Annotated in this window: 19 protein-coding genes; 11 read left to right on the forward strand and 8 right to left on the reverse strand. The window is 67.2% G+C overall.

The window, feature by feature from the left end:
• Window positions 1-40: 40 nt before the first annotated feature.
• The 6 genes from A9975_RS15410 to A9975_RS15435 form a co-directional block, all read right to left on the reverse strand.
• Complete coding sequence (locus A9975_RS15410; protein WP_183033550.1) at window positions 41-2,416, reverse strand: DNA polymerase II; 2,376 nt, start codon at window positions 2,414-2,416, stop codon at window positions 41-43.
• Between the two features lie 86 nt (window positions 2,417-2,502).
• Window positions 2,503-4,092: a methyl-accepting chemotaxis protein gene (locus A9975_RS38455; RefSeq protein WP_304523883.1), complete on the reverse strand. Its 1,590-nt coding sequence runs from the start codon at window positions 4,090-4,092 to the stop codon at window positions 2,503-2,505.
• 355 nt (window positions 4,093-4,447) lie between these two features.
• Window positions 4,448-5,302 carry an SDR family NAD(P)-dependent oxidoreductase gene (locus tag A9975_RS15420; RefSeq protein WP_183033551.1) on the reverse strand — a complete coding sequence of 285 codons (855 nt, stop codon included), beginning with the start codon at window positions 5,300-5,302 and terminating at the stop codon, window positions 4,448-4,450.
• Window position 5,303: 1 nt separating this feature from the next.
• Window positions 5,304-6,101 carry a citryl-CoA lyase gene (locus A9975_RS15425; protein WP_183033552.1) on the reverse strand — a complete coding sequence of 266 codons (798 nt, stop codon included), beginning with the start codon at window positions 6,099-6,101 and terminating at the stop codon, window positions 5,304-5,306.
• Complete coding sequence (locus tag A9975_RS15430; protein ID WP_183033553.1) at window positions 6,098-7,651, reverse strand: class I adenylate-forming enzyme family protein; 1,554 nt, start codon at window positions 7,649-7,651, stop codon at window positions 6,098-6,100. The genes A9975_RS15425 and A9975_RS15430 overlap by 4 nt, the downstream gene beginning before the upstream one ends.
• A gap of 22 nt (window positions 7,652-7,673) precedes the next feature.
• Window positions 7,674-8,669 carry a tripartite tricarboxylate transporter substrate binding protein gene (locus A9975_RS15435; RefSeq protein ID WP_183033554.1) on the reverse strand — a complete coding sequence of 332 codons (996 nt, stop codon included), beginning with the start codon at window positions 8,667-8,669 and terminating at the stop codon, window positions 7,674-7,676.
• A 102-nt stretch (window positions 8,670-8,771) separates the two neighbouring features.
• Here A9975_RS15435 and A9975_RS15440 point away from each other — a divergent pair, with 102 nt between their 5' ends.
• On the forward strand, window positions 8,772-9,629 hold the full coding sequence (locus A9975_RS15440) for an IclR family transcriptional regulator (RefSeq protein ID WP_183033555.1): 858 nt from the start codon (window positions 8,772-8,774) through the stop codon (window positions 9,627-9,629).
• 18 nt (window positions 9,630-9,647) lie between these two features.
• Here the strand turns inward: A9975_RS15440 and A9975_RS15445 are convergent, their stop codons facing one another.
• A complete protein-coding gene (locus A9975_RS15445) occupies window positions 9,648-10,544 on the reverse strand; it encodes a LysR family transcriptional regulator (protein WP_183033556.1) in 897 nt (298 codons plus the stop codon).
• 153 nt (window positions 10,545-10,697) lie between these two features.
• Between A9975_RS15445 and A9975_RS15450 the strand changes: the two genes are divergently transcribed.
• The 8 genes from A9975_RS15450 (at window position 10,698) to A9975_RS38110 (ending at window position 15,752) form a co-directional block, all read left to right on the forward strand.
• Complete coding sequence (locus tag A9975_RS15450; RefSeq protein WP_183033557.1) at window positions 10,698-11,528, forward strand: dioxygenase; 831 nt, start codon at window positions 10,698-10,700, stop codon at window positions 11,526-11,528.
• 40 nt (window positions 11,529-11,568) lie between these two features.
• Entirely contained in the window at window positions 11,569-12,273 is a 705-nt protein-coding gene (locus tag A9975_RS15455; protein WP_183033558.1) for an alpha/beta hydrolase, read from the forward strand.
• Between the two features lie 58 nt (window positions 12,274-12,331).
• On the forward strand, window positions 12,332-12,757 hold the full coding sequence (locus A9975_RS15460) for a rubredoxin (RefSeq protein WP_183033559.1): 426 nt from the start codon (window positions 12,332-12,334) through the stop codon (window positions 12,755-12,757).
• Window positions 12,758-12,838: 81 nt separating this feature from the next.
• On the forward strand, window positions 12,839-14,497 hold the full coding sequence (locus A9975_RS15465; protein WP_183033560.1) for an FAD-dependent oxidoreductase: 1,659 nt from the start codon (window positions 12,839-12,841) through the stop codon (window positions 14,495-14,497).
• Window positions 14,498-14,511: 14 nt separating this feature from the next.
• Window positions 14,512-14,736, forward strand: a complete 225-nt coding sequence (locus A9975_RS15470; RefSeq protein ID WP_183033561.1) for a hypothetical protein — start codon at window positions 14,512-14,514, stop codon at window positions 14,734-14,736.
• Window positions 14,733-15,185 carry a MarR family winged helix-turn-helix transcriptional regulator gene (locus A9975_RS15475; RefSeq protein WP_183033562.1) on the forward strand — a complete coding sequence of 151 codons (453 nt, stop codon included), beginning with the start codon at window positions 14,733-14,735 and terminating at the stop codon, window positions 15,183-15,185. The genes A9975_RS15470 and A9975_RS15475 overlap by 4 nt, the downstream gene beginning before the upstream one ends.
• A gap of 154 nt (window positions 15,186-15,339) precedes the next feature.
• Window positions 15,340-15,621, forward strand: a complete 282-nt coding sequence (locus A9975_RS15480; protein ID WP_255503248.1) for a hypothetical protein — start codon at window positions 15,340-15,342, stop codon at window positions 15,619-15,621.
• Window positions 15,609-15,752, forward strand: a complete 144-nt coding sequence (locus A9975_RS38110) for a hypothetical protein (protein ID WP_255503249.1) — start codon at window positions 15,609-15,611, stop codon at window positions 15,750-15,752. The genes A9975_RS15480 and A9975_RS38110 overlap by 13 nt, the downstream gene beginning before the upstream one ends.
• 135 nt (window positions 15,753-15,887) lie before the next feature.
• On the opposite strand, the gene A9975_RS15485 is transcribed toward A9975_RS38110, so the two are convergent.
• Window positions 15,888-16,151: a hypothetical protein gene (locus A9975_RS15485; protein WP_183033563.1), complete on the reverse strand. Its 264-nt coding sequence runs from the start codon at window positions 16,149-16,151 to the stop codon at window positions 15,888-15,890.
• A 607-nt stretch (window positions 16,152-16,758) separates the two neighbouring features.
• Here A9975_RS15485 and fliD point away from each other — a divergent pair.
• Together fliD and A9975_RS15495 are read left to right on the forward strand one after the other, a co-directional pair.
• Window positions 16,759-18,192: a flagellar filament capping protein FliD gene (gene fliD, locus A9975_RS15490; protein WP_183033564.1), complete on the forward strand. Its 1,434-nt coding sequence runs from the start codon at window positions 16,759-16,761 to the stop codon at window positions 18,190-18,192.
• Between the two features lie 140 nt (window positions 18,193-18,332).
• Window positions 18,333-20,039 (forward strand): MBL fold metallo-hydrolase, encoded by a 1,707-nt coding sequence (locus tag A9975_RS15495; RefSeq protein WP_183033565.1) that lies wholly within the window; start codon window positions 18,333-18,335, stop codon window positions 20,037-20,039.
• Window positions 20,040-20,079: the final 40 nt, after the last annotated feature.

Here is a 20,079-nt window from a genome sequence, read left to right on the forward strand (position 1 = left end):
AAGGCGCCGTGCCTGCTTAACTCCGACGCCTGAGGGCCCCTCAAAACAGCGCCTTTTGCCCCGTCACCAGCGTCTCGAACGCATCGCCCAGGAAGGGCAGGATGGCGTCGGCCACCGGCTGCAGCTGGCGCGTGAGATAGTGGTCGTAGTCGATGGGCGAGCGCCGGGTTTCCAGCGGCTCGGGGCCGGCCACTGTCATCACATAGCTGATCCAGCCGCCGTCCTGGTATTGCAGCGGACGGCCTTCCTTGCGGTTGAACTCGTCCGCGATGCGTGCCGCGCGCACGTGCGGCGGCACGTTGCGCTGATAGTCTTCGAGCGTGCGGCGCAAGCGTTTGCGGTAGACCAGTTGCGCGTCGAACTCGCCGCTCATGGTGCGGCGGACATAGTCCTGCACGTATTCCCGGTACGGCTGCTTCTTGAAAACGCGTTGATAAAGCGCTTGCTGGAACTGCTGGGCCAGCGGCGTCCAGTCCGTGCGTACCGTCTCGAGGCCCTTGTAGACCATCTCCTCACTGCCGTCCGCCCTGGCGACCAGCCCCGCGTAGCGCTTCTTGCTGCCCTGCTCGGCGCCGCGCACGGTGGGCATCAGGAAGCGGCGGTAGTGGGTCTCGTACTGCAGCTCCAGCGCGCTCTCCAGGCCGTATTGTTGTTGCAGATGCTGCTGCCACCACTGGTTCACTTGCTGGACAAGCATGCGGCCAATCCTGTCGGCGTCTTCCTCGGCATGCGGCTGCTTCAGCCAGACAAAGGTCGAATCGGTATCGCCATAGATCACCTGGTAGCCTTGCGCCTCGATCAGCTCGCGCGTGCGGTGCATGATCTCGTGGCCGCGCATGGTGATCGACGACGCCAGGCGTGGGTCGAAAAAGCGGCAGACGCTGGATCCTAGCACCCCGTAGAACGCATTCATGATGATCTTCAGGGCCTGCGACAAGGGCTTGTTGCCTTCGCGCTTGGCCGCTTCCCGGCCTTGCCAGATCTGCTTGACGATGGCCGGCAGGCAATGCCGGGTGCGCGAGAAGCGCGCGCCGCGAAATCCCGGCACCGAGCTTTCGTCGGACGGATCCTGCAGCCCTTCCACCAGCCCGAGCGGATCGATCAGGAAGGTGCGGATGATGGACGGGTACAGGCTCTTGTAGTCCAGCACCAGCACCGAATCGTACAGCCCGGGCTGCGAATCCATGACAAAGCCGCCGGGGCTGGCACCCTCCGGCACCTCGCCCAGGTTCGGGGCGACATAGCCCTGGCGATGCATCAGCGGCATGTACAGGTGCGTGAAGGCGGCCACGCTGCCGCCGCTGCGGTCCGCGGGCAAGCCGGTGACGGCGGCCCGCTCCAGCAAGAAGGTCAGCAACTCGGTCTTGGCAAAGATCCGGGTCACCAGCTCGCAGTCCTTGAGGTTGTAGCGGGCCAGCGCGGGCTTGTCCTCGGCAAAGCGGCGGTCGATCTCCGCCATCCGCTGATACGGGTTATCGATGGACTTGCCCTCGCCTAGCAGCGCCTGCGCCACGTTCTCCAGGCTGAAGGACGGGAAGTTCCAGGTAGCGGAGCGCAGCGCTTCGATACCATCGATGATCAGGCGGCCGGCGGCGGAGGCAAAGAAATGGTTGTCCTTGAAGCCGTGCTCGCGCCACTCCAGCACATTGCCTCCCCGGCCAAACAGCAGCGGGACCTGATAGCGATCCGCATGCTTTTGCAGCACGCGCAGGTCGAACTGCACCACGTTCCAGCCAATGATGGCATCGGGATCATGCTGGGCTAGCCATTGGTTCAGCTTTTGCAGCATCAGCGGGTGGCTGGCGCAGTACTCCAGGTCAAAGTCGACCGCGCTGTCGTCGCCGTTGGACGGGCCGAGCATATACACCTGGCGCTGGCCGCAGCCTTCCAGCGCGATCGAGTACAGGTCGCCGTGGGCGGTGGTCTCGATGTCCAGCGACACCAGCTTGAGCGTTGGCCGATAGGCTGGCCCTGGCTTCATCTGGCCGCTGAGCAGGGGGCCCCCGCCGTGGGCCGCGTTGGCCTCGCCGGTAAACCAGACGGGCGCGGTGATGAAGCGCTCCATCAGGTAGCGCTCCGGGGGGCGGATATCGGCCTCGTAGACGCTGACGCCGGCTTCCTTCAGCAGTTTTTCCAGCTTGGTGAGCTGGCGGTAGTGCTGGCAGTACAGGCCCAGCACCGGGCGGCGATGGAAATCCGCGAGCGGGAGTTCGCGCAACGCCACATTGCGCTCGCTGCGCAAGACCGCCTCGGCGGTCTCGCGCTGCTCGGCCGGGATAAATGCCACCGAGGGCTGATGCGCCAGGCGGATATGCCGGGGGCCACTGTCGGTCGCCAGCCAGAACTCGACTTCTGTCCCGGCGGCCGTATCCCGCCAGTGCCGAGTCAGAAGAAAACCCTGTTGTCGTTGTGCCACCTGCCGCCTTTGAAAACCCACCCTGGCCGGCTATTTTACTGGTCCTTGGCCAGCCAGGTCCCGCTCAGGCCCCGCTCAAGCCCCATTCAAGCCCCGCTCAGGCCGCATGGCCCACCATGCCCTCCACGCTCCGGATGGAGCTTGAACACGGCCACCGCCTGCACCAGTTGCCGCGCCCGCGCATGCAGGCTTTCCGCCGCCGCCGAGCTTTCCTCCACCAGCGCGGCGTTCTGCTGGGTGGCCTGGTCCATCTGGCTCATGGCGGTTTCGATCTGCGCCACGCCCGCGCTCTGCTCCGTGCTGGCTGCGCTGATCTCGCCCATGATGTCGGTCACGCGCTTGATCGCCGTAACGATCTCCGTCATGGTCGCGCCGGCATGATCCACCATCGCCGTGCCCTGCTCCACGCGCTCCACGCTGGCAGTGATCAGTGTCTTGATCTCCTTGGCCGCCTCGGCGCTGCGCTGCGCGAGGTTGCGCACCTCACCCGCCACCACGGCAAATCCCCGCCCCTGCTCACCGGCGCGCGCGGCCTCAACGGCGGCGTTCAGCGCCAGGATATTGGTCTGGAACGCGATGCTGTCGATCACGCCGATGATGTCGGCGATCTTGCGCGAGCTGTCGTTGATCTCCTTCATGGTGCTCACCACCTGCCCGACCACGTCGCCGCCCTTGCGCGCCACCGAGGTGGCGCCAATGGCGAACTGATTGGCCCGCAGTGCGTTGTCGGCGTTCTGCCTGACCGTGGAGCTGAGCTCCTCCATCGAGGCCGCGGTCTGCTCCAGCGCGCTGGCCTGTTCCTCGGTACGGCCGGACAGGTCGCGGTTGCCATCGGCAATCTGCTGGCTTGCGCTGGCAACGCCCTCGGCGTTCTCGCGCACGTGGGCGATCACGCGCACCAGGTTGGCCTGCATGTCCTTCAGCGCGCGCATCAGCCTGGCGGTTTCACTATTGCCGCTGGCATCGAACTGCAGGCTCAGGTCGCCCGCGGCCACGGCCGCCGACACCCGCACGGCCTGATTGATTGGCCGGGTAATGGCGCGGATGATCCATGTGGCCATGCAAACGGCGACCAGCAGCGCGACGGCACCCGAAGCCCAGATCGTGGCTTTCATGCGCTCGACGGCGTCGATGGCCTCGCTGGTGGACGCTTCCATGAGTTTGTCCTGATGCTGGATCAGGCCTTCCACGGCGGCGAAATAGGCCAGCTGGCCCGGGCGCAACTCGCCCAGCAGCATGTTCCTGGCCTCGTCGGCATTGCCTGCCGCCACCAGCCCGAGGAACTTGTCCTGCAGCGCACCGTACGCACCGCGCGCCTCGCTCACCTTGGCCATCTCGGCCCGACCCTGGTCAGAGATGATCTTGGCCTCTAGCCGGGCCCATTGGGCGGCAATGGTCTTTTGCGTGGCGGCTGTCTGCGCACGTTCCTTCTCGATATCCGCCGCCACTGTCATGATCGCCATATTGCGCAGCGAGCGCGCGACCTGGTTCAGGTTTCCCTTGATCTCATTGAGTTCGGCGATTTTCCTGTAGTGATCGCTCAAGACGGTGTGCAATGCACCTTCCACCATATGAATCTTGATGATCGATGTGCCGCCCATGAAGGCGATCAACAGAACCAGAATGCCGAATCCGGCAGTAAGGCGGGTCGATATTTTCATGTCACTGAAAAGCATGTTTGTCCGTCGTCCTGGAAAAAGAAAGGAGGAATGCAAGAGGTAATCGGCCAGAGCCATCCCGGATAAGCAAGCGAGAGACCGGCAGGCGGGTGCGTGGCAACGCCGCCTGCACGGATGCCTGATCTTCGCTTGTCGTGGCAACCGATCGAGCGTCGGCTTCGGGAGGAAGACATCGGCTCGTGCCGGCAAGGAATGCCGGCATTCTTCATGCCGATGAATACATATCGGCAAGGTTGAGTGGCTCTTTAGTCCCTCGCGCAATGGCGTAGCGCGAATATCCGCGCTGCGGACATGGCTAGCCGGTCATCCCTTCTTTTAAGCAACTACTGCACATGGGGCGACGGATTGCGTGTCACACGAATTTCCCGGTGATGCCGCCATCCACCACCAGCTCCGTGCCGGTGACATAGGCCGCCGCATCGGAGGCGAGGAAGGCGCAGGCGTGGGCCACGTCCCATGCGCTGCCCATGCGGCCCATCGGCACTTGCGCGGCGCGCGCACGGCGCGCCTCGTCCAGGCTGGTGCCGGAGAACATCTTCGCCACCGTGGTGGCGATGCGCGGCGTGTCGATCAGCCCCGGCACCACGGTGTTGGCGCGCACGCCATGTGGCGCATATTGCTGCGCCAGCATGCGCGTGAACTGCGTCACGGCGGCCTTGGTCACGCTGTAGGCCAGGTGCGGGTAGCCCACGTAGCGCATGCCCGCCACCGACGAGATGGCGATGATGGCGCCGCGCCCGCGCGCCACCATGTCGGGCAGCACCTGCTGGCTGGCCAGCAGCAGGCTGCGCACGTTGACGGCGTGGATGCGGTCCAGGTCGTGCGCGGTGGTTTCCATCGGGCCACCGGTCTTGCCAATGCCCACGTTGTGATGCAGCACGTCCACCATGCCGAAGCGCTCGCGCGCTGCGGCAAAGAGCCGCACCACTTCGGCCTCGACGGACACATCGCCCGTGAAGGTCTCGGCGATGCCGCCTTCGGCCCGGATCAGCGCCGTGGTTTCCTCGGCCGAGGCCGCGTCGCGATCCACCACGCAGACCTGCGCGCCCAGGCGCGCGTAGGTCACGCTGGCCGCGCGGCCGATGCTCCAGCCCGGCCCCGCGGAGCCCGCGCCGGCGACAAACACCGTGCGGCCCGAAAGATCGAGCGGCAACGCGGGCGGGCGTGCCGCCGCCGCGCTGTCGCCTGCGTTCGATGGCTTCGTCATGTCACGCACCCTCCCCCGGCTGCTGCCCACCTTCGCCCACGTAAGGAATCGCGTGCTCGATGGTGTCCCAGATAAAGCGGCCCGAGGGGCTTTGCTGCTCCTCCACGATATGCGCCACCAGCCCGGCCGCGCGCGAGATCACGGCAAAGCCGCGCATCACCGCCGTGGGCACGCCCAGCTCACCCAGCAAGGCAGCCACCGCGCCGGTGGCGTTGATGGTAATGGGACGGCCGGCCACGGCATCCACCGCGCTGGACAGGCGCTCCAGCGCGCGGATCTTGTCGCCGGCCAGGTCGGGCTCGGCGCGGCCCATTTCCAGCAGCTTGTAGGCGCGCGGGTCCACCGGCTTGTGCAGGTGATGGCCAAAGCCGGGCACATGGCTCTTGATGGACTTGTAGTGGCGTGCGATCGCCATGGCCTCGGCATCGGGATCGGCGGCCGCGCCGATGCGGTCGAGCAGCTGCGCGCAGTTCTCCATGGTGCCCACGAAGGAGCTGCCCACCGCCAGCAGGCCGGCGGATACTGCGCCCTGCAGGTTTTCGGGCGCGCTCATGTAGATCAGCCGCGTGGCGATGGCGCTGGGCGTGAGGCCGTGCTCCATCAGCACGATCAGCACCACGTCGGTGATGCGCAGGTCCACCGGGCGCGGCTCGCGGCCCAGGATCTGCATGAGCATGACCTCGGTGAAGGTCTTCTTGCCCATCAGGTCCTCGACCAGGTCCGCGTCGCGGTAATGCAGGCTGGTAAGGGTATGGGTGCAAAGGCGGGTGACGGGCTTGGAGGAAGCGGAGGAAGTCATGATGGGTTCGCAGTGGATTCGTTGGCAGGGGTCGGGGCCGAAGGGGCCGAAGGGGCGATGGCGCGTTCGCGCACCGCGGTCTTGAGCACCTTGCCCACGGCCGAGCGCGGCAGGCTCGCATGGAAGTGGATGCGCTTGGGCGCTTGCACGGGGCCCAGGCGCTCGCGCACAAAGGCGATCAGCTCGCCTTCGGTGGCATGCTGGCCGGGGCGCAGCTGCACGGCGGCCTGCACCGCCTCGCCCCATTTTTCGTCGGGCACGCCGAACACCGTGCATTCGTGCACCGCCGGGTGCTGGCCCAGCGCGTTCTCCACATCCACCGGATAGACGTTGAAGCCGCCGGTGATGACCATGTCCTTGAGCCGGTCCTTGAGGTACAGGTAGCCGCGTTCATCGATCAGGCCGCGGTCGCCCGTGTGCAGCCAGCCGTCCACCAGCGTCTCGGCGGATTTCTCCGGCAGGCGCCAGTAGCCGCTCATTACCAGGTCGCCGCGCGCCACCACCTCGCCGACCTCGCCCGGGGGCAGCAGGCGGCCGTCCGGGGACATGATGGCCACGTCGCTGAACCAGGTGGGCAGGCCGACGGCGGCCCAGTTGCGCTCGTCTTCGAAATCCGCGGGGCGCATCACGGTCAGGCTCTGCGGCGCCTCGGTCTGCCCGTAGGTGGTGCCCAGCACGGGGCCGAAAAAGGCACGCACCTCGCGGATCTTCTCGGGCGGCATCGGCGCGCCGCCGTAGATCAGGCGGCGCAGGCAGGGAAAGTCCGCGCGCGCGGCGCCAGGCAGCGCCATCAGCATGTAGACCAGCGTTGGCGGCATGAAGCACACGGTGCCGCCGCGCTCGCGAAACGCCGTGCGCACCGCCTCGGCGCCGGCCTCGGCCAGCACCACGTGGCAGCCGCCCTGCGCCAGGATGGGCAACAGGTAGGTCGACGTGCCATGCGTGATCGGCGCGGCCACGATGTAGCGCTCGTGCTCATCAAAGCCCCAGGCGTGGATCTGGTTGGAGACGTTGGTCATCCAGGCGCGGTACGGCTGCATCACGCCCTTGGGCAAGCCGGTGGTGCCGCCGGTGAACTTGATCGCCTGCGTGGCATCCTCCGGCAGCGCAAAGGCCGGGCGCGATGCGCCGGCATGCTGCGCGATCAACGCGGCCACCGACCTCTCCCCGGGCGGCGGCGAGCCACAATAGATGCGCGCGCCGGCCGCGCCCTCCAGCAAGCTAGCGCAGGCCGTATCGAGCACCAGGATGGAGGGCTCGGTGGCGTCGATGATGCGGCGGATCTCCGGCTGGGTGCTCTTGGGGTTCAGCGGCACCCAGACCTTGCCGCAGGCCAGCACCGCCAAGAGCGCGACGATGTGCTCGGCGCTGTTCTTCGCGCAAATGCCCACGCGGCTCTGCAGGGTGTTGTCGAGCGCATTGAGCGCCGTGGCCAGCGCGGCCACCTGGGCGGCCAGCGCGTCGTAGCGGATCGCGCCTTCGGGGGCGTCGATCGCAATGTTGCCGGGCCAGCGCGCCGCGGCGCGCCAGAAGAAATCGATCGGGTACATGGTAGGCAACGCTCCTTGTTTCTTATTCGGCCTTGGCGCCGGACTGTTTCACCACGTCGTGCCAGCGCTTGGTTTCCGCCGCGATCAGGCGGCGCAACTGCTCTGGCGAGCCGGGCTCGGGGGTGGCCGCCAGATCCTGCAAGCGCTGGCGCACGTCGGGCGCGGCCAGCACCTTGTTGAGGGCCGAATTCAGGCGCTCGATCACCGGCCGCGGCGTGCCGGCGGGCGCGGCCAGGCTGAACCACGATTGCACGTCAAAGCCGGGAAAGCCCGACTCGGCAACGGTCGGCACCTCGGGCAGCAGCGGCGAGCGCTGGGCGCTGGTGATGGCAATGGCGCGCAGCCGCCCCGCCTTCACGTGCGGCAGCGCCGAAGGCGTGTTGTCGAACATCGATTGCACCTGCCCGCCCAGCAGGTCGGTCACCGCCGGCGCGCTGCCCCGATACGGGATGTGCAGCATGTTCAGCCGGGCCTGCATCTTGAACATCTCGCCCGACAGGTGGATGGACGAGCCGCTGCCCGACGAGGCAAAGGTAATGCCGTCCTGCGACGCCTTGGCAAAGCGGATGTAGTCGGCCAGGGTTTTCACCGGCAGCTTGGGGTTCACCACCAGGATGTTGGGAATCCTGGCGATCAGCCCGATGGGTTCGAAGTCCTTTTGCGGGTCGTAGCCAAGCTTGTCGTACAGCGACGCGTTGATGGTGTTGGCGATGGTGTAGACGTAGAGCGTATAGCCATCGGGCGTGGACTTGGCCACCACTTCGGCGCCCACGTTACTGTTGGCGCCCGCCCGGTTGTCCACCACCATCGGCTGGCCCAGCTGTTCGCCCAGCTTGAGCGCGATGATGCGCGCGATCACGTCCGTGGCGCCGCCGGCGGCGTAGCCGACCACGAGCTTGATGGGCTTGGTGGGCCAGGCAGTGGGCTGGGCATGAAGCGGCAGCGCGAGGCCGCCCGCCAGGCTTAAGGCCGCCGCGAACGCCAGCAGGCGCCGGCGCGATGCGTGATGCAAGGTCATGGTTTGTCTCCTGTTTTGGCAGTGCAATGCCGTCGCTGGCCCCCTTCTGGCCGCGCTGCGGCATACTGCGGGTGGCTTCCATCGACCGAGAAATTCTTCCCCATGCCTGCCCGCTCCGCCAATCAAAACGTCCGCCTGCCGGACGTTTCTGCCAAAGGCAAGGCGGCTCTCAGCCCCCTTCCCTACGCTGCAGATGCTGCGGAGTCCGCCGAAGACGGCGGCAGCCGCACGCTGCGGCGCGGCTTGCAATTGCTGGATGCGGTGCTGGCCAGCGGCCGCGAAGGCCTGCGCGTGGTCGACCTGTGCCGCATCGCGGCGCTGGAGCGCGCCACCGTCTACCGGCTGCTGGCTACCTTGATGGAAAGCGGCTATGTGGCGCAGCGCGGGCGCTTTCGCTACGTGGCGGGGCCGCGCCTGGCGGCGCTTGCGCAGCCACACGCCACCGATGGCCTGGCGGCGAGGCTACAGCCAGTGCTGGCGCGGGTGAGCGCCGCTTGCGGGGATGCCGCGTTCGCCGTCGTGCGCGAAGGCGCGATCTCGCACTGCATCGCGCGCCATGTCGGGACGCATCCGGTGCAGATCCTCGTGATCCAGGTCGGTACGCGCCAGCCGCTGGGCGTCGGCGCTGCCGGGCTGGCCTTGCTGGCGGCGCTGCCGCAAGACGACGTGGCGCGATCCATCGCCGCCAATGCCGCGGCGCTGGGCCACTATGGCGGCATGACACCCGAGCGCATGAACATCCTGGTGCGCGCCACGCGCGAGCGCGGCTGGTCCGTGATCGGCAATCACGCCACCAGCGGCGTGCTGGCCGTGGGCATGGCGGTGCACAGCACGGACGGCGAACCGGTGGCGGGCATCAGCGTGGCCTCCACGCTGGCCCGCATGCCGCGCGAGCGGCAGCAGCTGATTGCGCGGGCCATGCGGGAATCGCTGGCGGCGTTGTTGCCCAAGGGGCTCTGAAAGCGATGGGTGCCCCCCCTAACCCCAAGACACATCCCGAAACGCCTCCACCAGGAAATCCACCAGCCGGCGCACCTTGAGCGGCAACTGCTTGCGCGTCGGATACACGGCGTAGACGCCGATCTCGATCGCGCGGAACTCGGGCATCAGTTCAACCAGGTCACCGCGCCGCAAGTCGTCCTGGAGCATGAAGCTCGGCTGCAGCATGATGCCGCCATGCGCCAGCGCAATGGCGCGGCAGGTGTCCCCATTGTTGGAGTACACGCGGGCGCGGGTGCTCACGCTGACCTTGCCGTGCGGGCCATCGAACTGCCATTCGTCGCGCCCGGACCAGTTGGTATAGGCCAGCACGCGATGCGCGGCCAGTTCATGCGGATGGGTTGGCGCGCCGTGCTGCGCCAGATAGCCAGGCGACGCGCATAGCACCATGCGGGTTGCGACCAGTTTGCGGCTGATCAGTGCGGAGCTTGGCATGTCGCCAATGCGCACGGCAAGGTCGTAGCCTTCGTCGACCAGATCCACCACGCGGTCATTGAGGGTGATATCGAGATCAACCTGCGGATACGCCGCCATGAAGGCGCTCCAGAGCGGCGCGAGGTGAAGGACGCCAAACGTGAGCGGCACGTTGATGCGGATCAGCCCGCTGGGTTCCTGCGTGCGCGACGTGATCTCGGATTCGGCATCATCCAGCGCCGCCAGCACTTCGCGCGCGCGCTGGTAGAAAATGCGCCCCTCCTCGGTCAGCGACAGCCGGCGCGTGGTGCGCTGCAGCAAGCGCACGCCCAGGCGCTGTTCCAGCGCATCCACATGGCGCGAGACCGCGGCCTTGGACATGCGCAGGCCTTCGACCGCGCCGACAAAGCTGCCGGCGTCGACCACGGCGGTGAATACGGTCATTTCCAGGGCACGGTCCACGGGGTTGCCTCGGCTCCGACTGATTGTCTCGATAATCGGGACTATATATCACACGAATGGCAGTTTATTGTCGCCATATGAATCAATAGACTAGCAAGATTCCCTATGTCGTTGCACGCCGCGCGTTTTGCCGTGGCCACCGGAGAATCCGAGATGTCGACCGCACTTCCCGTCCTGTTTGTCTCCCATGGCGCGCCCACCTTCGCCATCGAGCCGGGCTTGGCCGGCCCGCAACTCGCCGCGCTAGGCCGCGCGCTGCCGGCGCCCAAGGCGGTGCTGGTGGTCTCGCCCCACTGGGAAACGCGCGGCGGCGTGCGCGTGACGGCAAGCGCGCAGCCCGAGACCATCCACGATTTCGGCGGCTTCCCGCGTGCCCTGTACGAGATCCGCTACCCGGCGGCCGGGCACCCCGCGTTGGCCGAGCGCACGGTGGCGCAGCTGGCGCAGGCCGGGTTCAACGCCGGACTGGATCCGCGGCGCGGCCTGGATCACGGCGCCTGGGTGCCGATCCGCCACCTGTATCCCGATGCGCAGGTGCCGGTGTTCCAGGTGTCGCTGCCGCAGCCGCTGGACCCGGCCGGCGCGCTGGCGCTGGGCCGTGCGCTGGCGCCGCTGCGCGAGCAGGGCGTGCTGATCGTCGCCTCCGGCAGCATGACGCACAACCTCCATGAATTCCGCGGCCATGGCGGCGGCGATGCCCCTTACGTGGCCGCATTCACGCAGTGGGTGCGCGAGGCGGTGCGCTGCGCCATGCGCACCGGCGACCTGCAGCCGCTGATCGATTACCGCCGTCTGGCCCCGCATGCGGAGCGCGCGCACCCGACCGACGAGCACTTCCTGCCGCTGCTGGTGGCCATCGGCGCGGCCAGGGCGGGCGAGCCGCTGGCGGTGATCGACGGCGGCATCACCTACGGGATCTTGTCGATGGAATCGTATGTGCTCGGCCAATTCCGGCCGCTAGCCGCGCAGCCCATTGCGGCCTGATCCCCTGCCTGATCCCTTGCTCACAGCCACGCGTGACGATATGAACACCACCCACAATGAAATCGGCCCGCTGGCCGAAGACCCGGCGACCGGCCTGCGTTATCGCTTGCGAAAGGCGTCAGCGGCCGCGGCCGCAGCGCCTGCCGCGCGGCTCCTGCTGCTGCACGGCGTAGGCAGCAACGAGGCCAGCCTCGCGCCGGTGGCCACCCGTATCGACCCGCGCGTGGAAGTGGTGCTGGTGCAAGGCCCGCTCACCTTCGGGCCCGGCCAGCATGGCTTTTTCGAGGTCAGCTTCGCCGGTGGCGCGCCCGCCATCAACGCAGCCCAGGCGGAGCGCAGCCGCCAGCAGCTGATTGCCTTCGTCCGTGCCCTCCGTGCGCAGGATGGCGCCCTGCCCGCGCGCACGGTGATCGCCGGCTTCAGCCAGGGCGGCATCCTCAGCGCCAGCGTTGGCCTGAGCGCGCCGGCCGACGTGGCCGGCTTTGCCGTGCTGAGCGGGCGCATCCTGCCGGAGATCGAGCCGCACCTCGCCCCGCGCGAGGCCCTTGCCGGGCTATCGGCCTTTATCGCGCACGGCGAACTCGACAACAAGCTGCCCGTCGCGTGGGCCGAGCGCGCTGACCAGTGGCTAGGCGCGCTGGGCGTGCCGCATCGGTCGCGACGCTACCCCATTGGCCATGAACTGACCGCCGACGTGGTAGCCGATTTCCAGCAATGGCTCGCCAGCGTGCTTTTTCCTGTCTAATCCTTACCCTGCACAAAACCAAAAAACCGAAAACCCCAATACCCCGCCCCCTGATCGCATGTACAAGAAAGGCACCGCAGTAGAGATCCAGTTTTCCCCGAAGCGCCTGAACGACGGCGCGGGCGATCCGTACTGGATCGACCTGACCACGGAAGAGGCGCAGGCGCTGCTTGCACTGCTGCAGGCGCGCCTGGCGCCCGGCAGCGAAGCCACGGCGGCGCCGCTTGTCTTCAGCCTGGACGAGCCGGAACAAGCGAAGGCCGCCGCGCAGCCGGAGGCCCCCATCGCGGCAAAGGCCGCATCCGCCGCCACCGATGCGTTCAAGCAATGGGTGTGCATCATCTGCGGCTGGGTCTATGACGAAGCCGCGGGCCTTCCGGAAGACGGCATCGCGCCCGGCACCCGCTGGGAAGACATCCCCGACGACTGGCGCTGCCCGCTGTGCGACGTGGGCAAGGAAGACTTTGCGATGGTGGAATTCTGACCGGAGCCAGGCAATCTGGTTGCGCACGCAACCAGATTGGGCTATCTTGAACTGGTTGCGCACACAACCAGGAGACAAGACATGTACCAGCGCGAAGTCCACGCCGCATCCCTGCCGGTGCCGCACCCCGGCGGCACGGATGCCCCGCGCCAGGTAGTCATCGCCGGCGGCGGGCCAGTCGGGCTGGCGGTCGCGCTGGCCCTGGCCCGCCACGGCATCCCCAGCGTGGTGCTGGAAGCGGACGACGGCACCTGTGAAGGCAGCCGGGCCATCTGCATCTCCCGGCGCTCGCTGGAAATCCTCGACGCGCTCGGGGCTGCCGCCCCGGTCCTGGACAAAGGCCTCGCCTGGACGGGCGGCCGCAGCTACTACCGCAACGAGGAGGTGCTGCACTTCACCATGCCGCACGAGCCCGGGCAGTCCTTTGCGCCCATGGTCAATATCCAGCAGTACTACATCGAGCAATACTTGCTCGACGCCATCGCGCGCTACCCGGACCTAGTCGAAATCCGCTGGCAGAACCGCGTTACCGCCGTCGCGCAAGACAGCAACGGCGTGACGCTGGCAGTAGCCGCGGGCGACCATGCCTACACGGTGCGCGCGGACTGGCTGGTGGCAGCCGACGGCGGCCGCAGCACCGTGCGCGAAGCGCTAGGCTTGTCGTTGCGCGGCATGCAGTACGAGGGCCGCTACGTCATCGTGGATATCGCTATCGACGCCCCGCGCGAGGTCGAGCGGCTGGCGTGGTTCGATCCGCCATCCAACCCCGGCTCCACCATCTTGCTGCACCAGCAGCCGGACCAGGTCTGGCGCATCGACTACCAGGTCGGCGAGCACGAGGATGCGGAGCAGGCCGTCAAGCCGGAGAATGTGCTGCCGCGCGTAGCGAGCCACCTCAAGATGATGGGCGTGACCGCGACTTGGGAGCCGCTGTGGATCTCGATCTACAACGCGAAGTGCCTCACGCTGGATAGCTACGTGCACGGCCGCGCGCTCTTTGCCGGCGACGCCGCGCACCTGGTGCCCATCTTCGGCGTGCGCGGCCTGAACAGCGGCTTCGACGATGCCTTCAACCTCGCCTGGAAGCTCGCCCTTGCCGTGCGCGGCAAGGCCTCCCCCGGCCTGCTGCCGTCCTACTCCACGGAGCGCGTGGCGGCGGCGCGCGAGAACATGCGCTTCGGCGCGAAGAGCACGGAGTTCATGGCTCCGCCCTCGCCTGCCTTTGCCTTGATGCGTGAAGCCGTGTTGGGGCTATCGGCGGCGCACGCGGAACTGCGCTCGCTGATCAACCCGCGCCAGACCAGTCCGGCGGTCTTTGCCGACTCGCCCATTGCCGCCACGGATGACCCTGCCTTCAAGGCCGGTCCGGCGCCAGGCGCCACGCTGCCTGACATGCCGCTGGTCGGCCCGCACGGCACGCCGGCTTCGCTGGTCCGCTGCATCGGCAAAGGCTTCACCGCGTTATGTTTCGCCGGCGCCGGCCAGGATCTGGACGACGTCGTGCCCGGGCTGCGCCAGCTTTGCGACAGCGGCCTCGAACTGGATTGCCACCTGATTGCGGGCACGGCGCCCGCGGCGGGACGGCTGGCCGATCCACAGGATGCCGTGCGGCGCGCACTGGACGCCGTCGACGGCACGCTCTACCTGGTCCGCCCGGATGGCTACGTCAGCGGCCGCTGGCGCCAAGCCCGCGCCGGCGATGTGCGAAACGCCATCGCCCTTGCCATGCAGATCGACTGAAGCCGGAGAACCCTATGCAAACGACCATGAGCCCGACCGAGCTCGATGAAATCTACACGGCGATGTGCTACCGCATGACCGCGCTCGGCGAGCACAACACGCCGCTCTACCTGGCCCGCGTGGCGCTGCTGGCACTCAGCCGCCATGCCGGCTTTGCCGATGCGACGCGATTGCTCGAAGAGGTCTCGCACAGCTTCGAAGCAACGGAGGCGGACAACTCGCCGGGCCGCGCATCATGACGAACCCCAAGCTCTCCCTCTCCCTCTCCGACTTCGCCACATACCGCCTGCACCGCATCGTCAAGCAGTTCGACCGCGGCATCGCGCAGGCCTATTCGGAAACGCTGGGCCTGTCGCTTAGCGAAGCCAGGACGCTCGCCGCCATCGGCGAGTTCGGCCCCTTCCTGGTCATCGACCTTGCGCGCTTCGCCAACCTGGACAAAAGCCAGGCCAGCCGCGCGGCCGATCACCTCATCAAGCAAGGCCTGGTCAGGCGCGAGCCATCCCCCACCGACGGCCGCGCGGTGCTGATCTCGCTGTCCGCCGAGGGCAAGCCGCTGTTTGAGAAGATCATGCGGATCGCCTCCAGCCGGCACGAGACGCTGATGTCCGCGCTTTCCCCCCAGGAGCGCGCGGTGATGGAGCTCGCGCTGGGCAAGCTGCTGGCGCAGGTGGAGGCGATGCTGTAGCTCCAGCGCTGGGCCAAGGTCCTGGCCCACGCCCCCCCTCACTCGGCCGCTTGCTTCGCCATGTGGGTTAGCGCACGTGCCCGCGCACGGCACTGCCTTAAGCTCACCGCGTCAGCCATGCCACCGTTGTCGGCCTTGATTAAGGACAGACGCCATGACCCTGTACTTGCTCTCGCTTTTTATCGGCATCGTGGCTGGCCTGCGCGCCATGACGGCGCCTGCCGCCGTCAGCTGGGCGGTCCACACGGGCTTGCTGGACCTGTCGGGCAGCTGGCTTGCCTTCATGGGCTATCGGTTCACGCCCTGGATCTTCAGCGTGCTGGCGGGGGTGGAGCTCATCACCGACAAGCTGCCCGGCACGCCGAGCCGCAAGGTGCCGCCACAGTTCGGCGCGCGTGTTCTATCGGGGGCGTTCTTGGCGCCGTGGGCGCGGTGATCGGCACGCTCGGCGGAGCGGCTGTGCGCGCGCGCCTTGCGGCGATATTCGGCAGGGGCCTGCCGGCGGCGGTCATCGAGGATCTGGTTGCCGTCATTGGCGCTGCGGTCATCGTCCTGTCGCTGGCTTAGAGACCATTTCCAAAAGATGCTGGCGTCGTTGCGCGGCCTTGGCCGATCCCCTTGTACTGTCTGCGGCCGCGCGCCTGGCCAGTACCGCTTCGCTTCATCTCGAAACCGCCTCTCAGGCACCACCGCCAGTTGGCCCTACAAAGGATCGACCAGGCTGCGCACGACCTCCGCCAGGCGGGCCGCGCGTGCGCGCCCCTTCGCGTCCAGGCCAAGCGCGCCGCCCGCGGCCAGCGCCTGCAGGCCGAATGCGGCGTCGGTCATGTCGCGCCACGAGGGGTGGTCGGCGTGCATGGCCTCCAGCGCCTGCGCGCCCGCCGCCAGGCGCGCCGGGTCCGGCTGCAGGCCAGCGGCCAGGTCTTCCAGTACCGTCGCTGCGTCGAGCAAACCCTTGCGGTCCATATCGGCATCTCCCTCTCAAACTTAATGGCAAATGGACGGTCCCGCAGTGCATTTTTTTGCAGGCTCGTCGATGGGTTTCGCTGCGGTTGGCGACACGCCGTGCGCGGCGCCGACCCAAACGATATGCGCGGACTTTCACCCCTTATTCACTCAATTGGCCCCAGGCCCACGCCGCTACGATCTTGAGCGTGAAGAGTGAAGCACACGATCGGGATTACCCCCTGGTTTTCGGTCGATGCGCACATCTTCAGCGCGAAACGAGGACAAGATCGGCGCCCACAGCCGACAGATCAGCGAGCCGGGGTCAAATCAGCAGCATCTTAATGGCCAGTGGCGTCCCACGGCTGCCCCGGCGTATCCGTATCTACCCTCGTGTCGACAACCTCAAGGGCGACGCGACAGCCAGGCCACGGGCACCGGATTTCCTGCCAGGAACCAGCGGCTTGTCGCAATACAGCGCACGCCTATGGCGACGCCATCGATCAGTACCTCGCCCGAGGAAGCCCTGCGTGCCGGCCGTATCATCCGCGCGCAACTGGCTCTCCTGACCAGCCGGGCCGCTTCGGCGGGCCGGCCTCCTCCAACATGCAATTAAGGGATTGCAATCATGGCTATTTCCTCGATAGGAGTCGGGTCCCAGCTGGACCTGAGCACCTTGCTGGACAATCTGCAAAAGGCGGAAGAGACCAAGCTCACCGCCCTGACCAAGAAGGCCACCGTCCATACCACCAAGCTCTCCGCTTATGGTCTGCTGCAAGGGGCGCTGGCTTCGTTCCAGAATGCCGCCAGCGCGCTTGGCACGGCAAGCCTGTACAACAGCAGCACCACCACATCCAGCAACACCGGCGTGCTGGGCGTCGTGGCGGACAAGTCCGCGCTGGCAGGCAGCTATGCGGTCAAGGTGTCGCAGCTGGCGCAGTCGCAGACGCTGGTGTCCAACGGCATCACCGACAGCACGGGCCAGTTGCTGGGCAGCGCCAAGATCACGATCGAATTCGGCACCACCGAGGGCGCCGTCTTCACGCCCGGCACCGGCAAGCCCGCCTCTATCAACATCAACGGCACCAACAACACGCTGACCGGCATCCGCGATGCGATCAATGCGTCCAATGCCGGCGTGACCGCCAGCATCGTCAACGATGGCGGCAGCACGCCGTACCGCATGGTGCTGACGTCCAACACCACGGGCGCCAAGTCCAGCATGCGCATCTCCGTGGACAGCAACGGCGCCGGCGACCCCAGCACCATTGCCGGCTTGCTGGCGTATGACCCGGCCGGCACCAAGGCGATGAAGCAGAACATCGAAGCACTCGATGCCAAGCTGAACATCAACGGCATCGACGTGAGCAGCCCGACCAACTCGGTGCAAGGCGCCGCGCCGGGCCTGACGCTGAACCTGCTGAGCAAGGGCGACAGCACGGTGACCGCCGTCACCGACACCGGGACGATGGCTGCCGCCGTGCAGAGCTTTGTCACGGCCTACAACACGCTGCAAAGCACCGCCGCGAAGCTGTCCGCCTTCGACAAGACCAACAAGGGCACGCAGTCGCCGCTGCTGGGCGACGCTACGCTGCGCACGGTCCAGAACCAGTTGCGTTCCGTGTTCAACGCGCCGCAGACCGCCACCAGCGACTCCAGCCTGGTCAACCTGACCCAGATCGGGATCTCGTTCAAGGCCGACGGCTCCATGGGGCTCGACACCGCCAAGCTGAACAAGGCGCTCGCCACCAACCGGACCGGCGTGGCGCAGCTGTTCAGCGGTGCCGACGGCAAGTCCGGCTATGGCAATCAACTGACGGAAATGGTGAAATCGTTCAGCGCCACAAAGGGCGCGCTGACGACGGCCACCGAAGGCCTCAACACCAACCTGAAGGACCTCGACAGCGCCTACAGCCGAACCTCCGCGGGGATCGACGCCACGATGTCGCGCTATCGCGCGCAGTTCCAGCAGCTTGACCTGATGATCAACCGGATGAACTCCACCAAGTCCTACCTCACGCAGCAATTCGCGGCGATGAACAAAACAACCTCCAACCAGTAAGCACCACCGCAGCCGTCCTGCCCGCAAGCGCGGGACGGCCCCGCCAACGGCTTACCGTCTCGCTTTCCCTTGGTGGCATAACCGTGCGATGCCGCTACACTGTCCCCTGATCCTAGCCAGTCAATCAGGAACCGCCCCACATGCGCGAACAAGAACAGAGCGGAAGCCCGCCTCCCTCACGCCCCCCCTCCCTGCGCCAGGCCGCAAGCATCCTGGTAGTGCGCGATGGCGCGGCCGGCATGGAAGTGCTGCTGGTGCGCCGCCCCGAGCGCAACGACGACCGCAGCAGCGGCGCCTTCGTCTTTCCCGGCGGCACGCTCGACCCCCAGGACAAAACCCTGCACGATGCCTGCACCGGCCTGGACGATACCGCGGCCAGCGCTCGCCTCAAGCTGCCGGATGGCGGCCTGGATTTCTACCTGGCAGCCGTGCGCGAGTGTTTCGAGGAAGCCGGCCTGCTGTTTGCGAGCGATGCCGGTGGCAAGCTGATCGCGCTGGACACGCTCGATGCCACGCAGCAGGCATGGCTGCGGCAGTCGGCGCGCAGCGGTGGGCCGGGCATGGCGCAACTCTGCGAGCAGCTTGGTGTGCGCCTGGCGGTGGACCGCTTGGCGTATCACAGCCACTGGTTGACGCCACCCGGCTTGCCCAAGCGTTTCGACACGCGCTTTTTCGTGGCCGTGGCGCCCGCCGGCCAGTCCGCCACGCACGATGGCGACGAGGCCATGGAGCATCTCTGGATACGCCCGAGCGATGCCATCGATCCGGCGCGCGGCCTGAAGCTGGTGGCCGTCACGCGGCGCACGCTGGCGTCGATTGCCCGCTTCGACACCGCCCAGGCCTGCTTTGACCACGCGGCACAGTTGCGCGACATTGCGCGCATCATGCCGCGCCTGGCCCAGGGCAGTGGCGGCCTGCGGCCCGTGCTGCCCAGCGAACCCGCCTATGCCGAGATCGAGCGCATCGACCCGCAAGGCCAGGGCCATGCGCGCTATGAGCTGGCGACCGGCGCCGCGGTGCGCCTGTCTGAACGCATCTGGCGCGTCACGGCCGGCAATGGCAGCGCGATGACCGGGCCCGGCACCAATACGTACTTTGTGGGCAATCCCGCGCGCAACGAATGGGCCGTGATCGATCCGGGCCCCGACGACGAAGCCCATGTGGACGCCGTGCTGGCGGCCGCGCCCGGCCCGATCCGCTGGATCCTGGCCACCCACACCCACATCGACCACTCGCCGGCGACATCCAGGCTCAAGGCCGCCACCGGCGCGGCGGTGCTGGGCCGACCCGCGCCGCAGACGCCACGCCAGGACCAGACCTTCCAGCCCGAGCGCATCCTGGCGCACGGCGAGCGCCTGGCGCTGGGCGAAGGCTGCACGCTGCGCGTCGTCCACACGCCGGGGCATGCATCCAATCATCTTTGCTTCCTGCTTGAGGAAGAAAAGACCTTGTTCACTGGCGACCACGTGATGCAGGGATCCACCGTCGTGATCAATCCGCCCGACGGTGACATGCGCGCGTACCTGGCCTCGCTCACCGCGTTGCAGGACGAAGACCTGGAATGGCTCGCGCCCGGCCACGGCTTCCTGATGCCCCGGCCCGCGGATGCCATCCGCACCTTGATCCGCCATCGCATGCAGCGCGAGGCAAAGGTGCTCAACGCGCTGCGAGAGCTCGGCGAAACCAGCATCGACGCCCTGCTCCTGCGCGTCTACGACGACGTGCCGCAGCGCATGCTCCCCGTGGCAAAGCGCTCGATGCTGGCGCACCTGCTCAAGCTGGTGCAGGACGAACGCGTGCAGGAGTCCGACGAGAAGTGGCAGGTGCTGGAGAGCGCAGCAGGCTGAATCGCAGCGCGCGATGCAAACAAAAAGCCGACCTCGTCAG

The organism is Cupriavidus sp. UME77 (assembly GCF_014170355.1).
GTDB classification, from domain to species: Bacteria; Pseudomonadota; Gammaproteobacteria; order Burkholderiales; family Burkholderiaceae; genus Cupriavidus; species Cupriavidus basilensis.

What these genes read in the sequence shown, in the direction of transcription:
- A9975_RS15485 (WP_183033563.1), bottom strand. Translation starts at nt 16,151, where the DNA reads ATGGACCGCAAGGGTTTGCTCGACGCAGCGACGGTACTGGAAGACCTG.
- A9975_RS15495 (WP_183033565.1), top strand. Translation starts at nt 18,333, where the DNA reads ATGCGCGAACAAGAACAGAGCGGAAGCCCGCCTCCCTCACGCCCCCCC.
- A9975_RS15455 (WP_183033558.1), top strand. Translation starts at nt 11,569, where the DNA reads ATGAACACCACCCACAATGAAATCGGCCCGCTGGCCGAAGACCCGGCG.
- A9975_RS15450 (WP_183033557.1), top strand. Translation starts at nt 10,698, where the DNA reads ATGTCGACCGCACTTCCCGTCCTGTTTGTCTCCCATGGCGCGCCCACC.
- A9975_RS15420 (WP_183033551.1), bottom strand. Translation starts at nt 5,302, where the DNA reads ATGACGAAGCCATCGAACGCAGGCGACAGCGCGGCGGCGGCACGCCCG.
- A9975_RS15435 (WP_183033554.1), bottom strand. Translation starts at nt 8,669, where the DNA reads ATGACCTTGCATCACGCATCGCGCCGGCGCCTGCTGGCGTTCGCGGCG.
- A9975_RS15440 (WP_183033555.1), top strand. Translation starts at nt 8,772, where the DNA reads ATGCCTGCCCGCTCCGCCAATCAAAACGTCCGCCTGCCGGACGTTTCT.
- A9975_RS15475 (WP_183033562.1), top strand. Translation starts at nt 14,733, where the DNA reads ATGACGAACCCCAAGCTCTCCCTCTCCCTCTCCGACTTCGCCACATAC.
- A9975_RS15470 (WP_183033561.1), top strand. Translation starts at nt 14,512, where the DNA reads ATGCAAACGACCATGAGCCCGACCGAGCTCGATGAAATCTACACGGCG.
- A9975_RS15480 (WP_255503248.1), top strand. Translation starts at nt 15,340, where the DNA reads ATGACCCTGTACTTGCTCTCGCTTTTTATCGGCATCGTGGCTGGCCTG.
- A9975_RS15430 (WP_183033553.1), bottom strand. Translation starts at nt 7,651, where the DNA reads ATGTACCCGATCGATTTCTTCTGGCGCGCCGCGGCGCGCTGGCCCGGC.
- A9975_RS15460 (WP_183033559.1), top strand. Translation starts at nt 12,332, where the DNA reads ATGTACAAGAAAGGCACCGCAGTAGAGATCCAGTTTTCCCCGAAGCGC.
- fliD (WP_183033564.1), top strand. Translation starts at nt 16,759, where the DNA reads ATGGCTATTTCCTCGATAGGAGTCGGGTCCCAGCTGGACCTGAGCACC.
- A9975_RS38455 (WP_304523883.1), bottom strand. Translation starts at nt 4,092, where the DNA reads ATGCTTTTCAGTGACATGAAAATATCGACCCGCCTTACTGCCGGATTC.
- A9975_RS15425 (WP_183033552.1), bottom strand. Translation starts at nt 6,101, where the DNA reads ATGACTTCCTCCGCTTCCTCCAAGCCCGTCACCCGCCTTTGCACCCAT.
- A9975_RS15465 (WP_183033560.1), top strand. Translation starts at nt 12,839, where the DNA reads ATGTACCAGCGCGAAGTCCACGCCGCATCCCTGCCGGTGCCGCACCCC.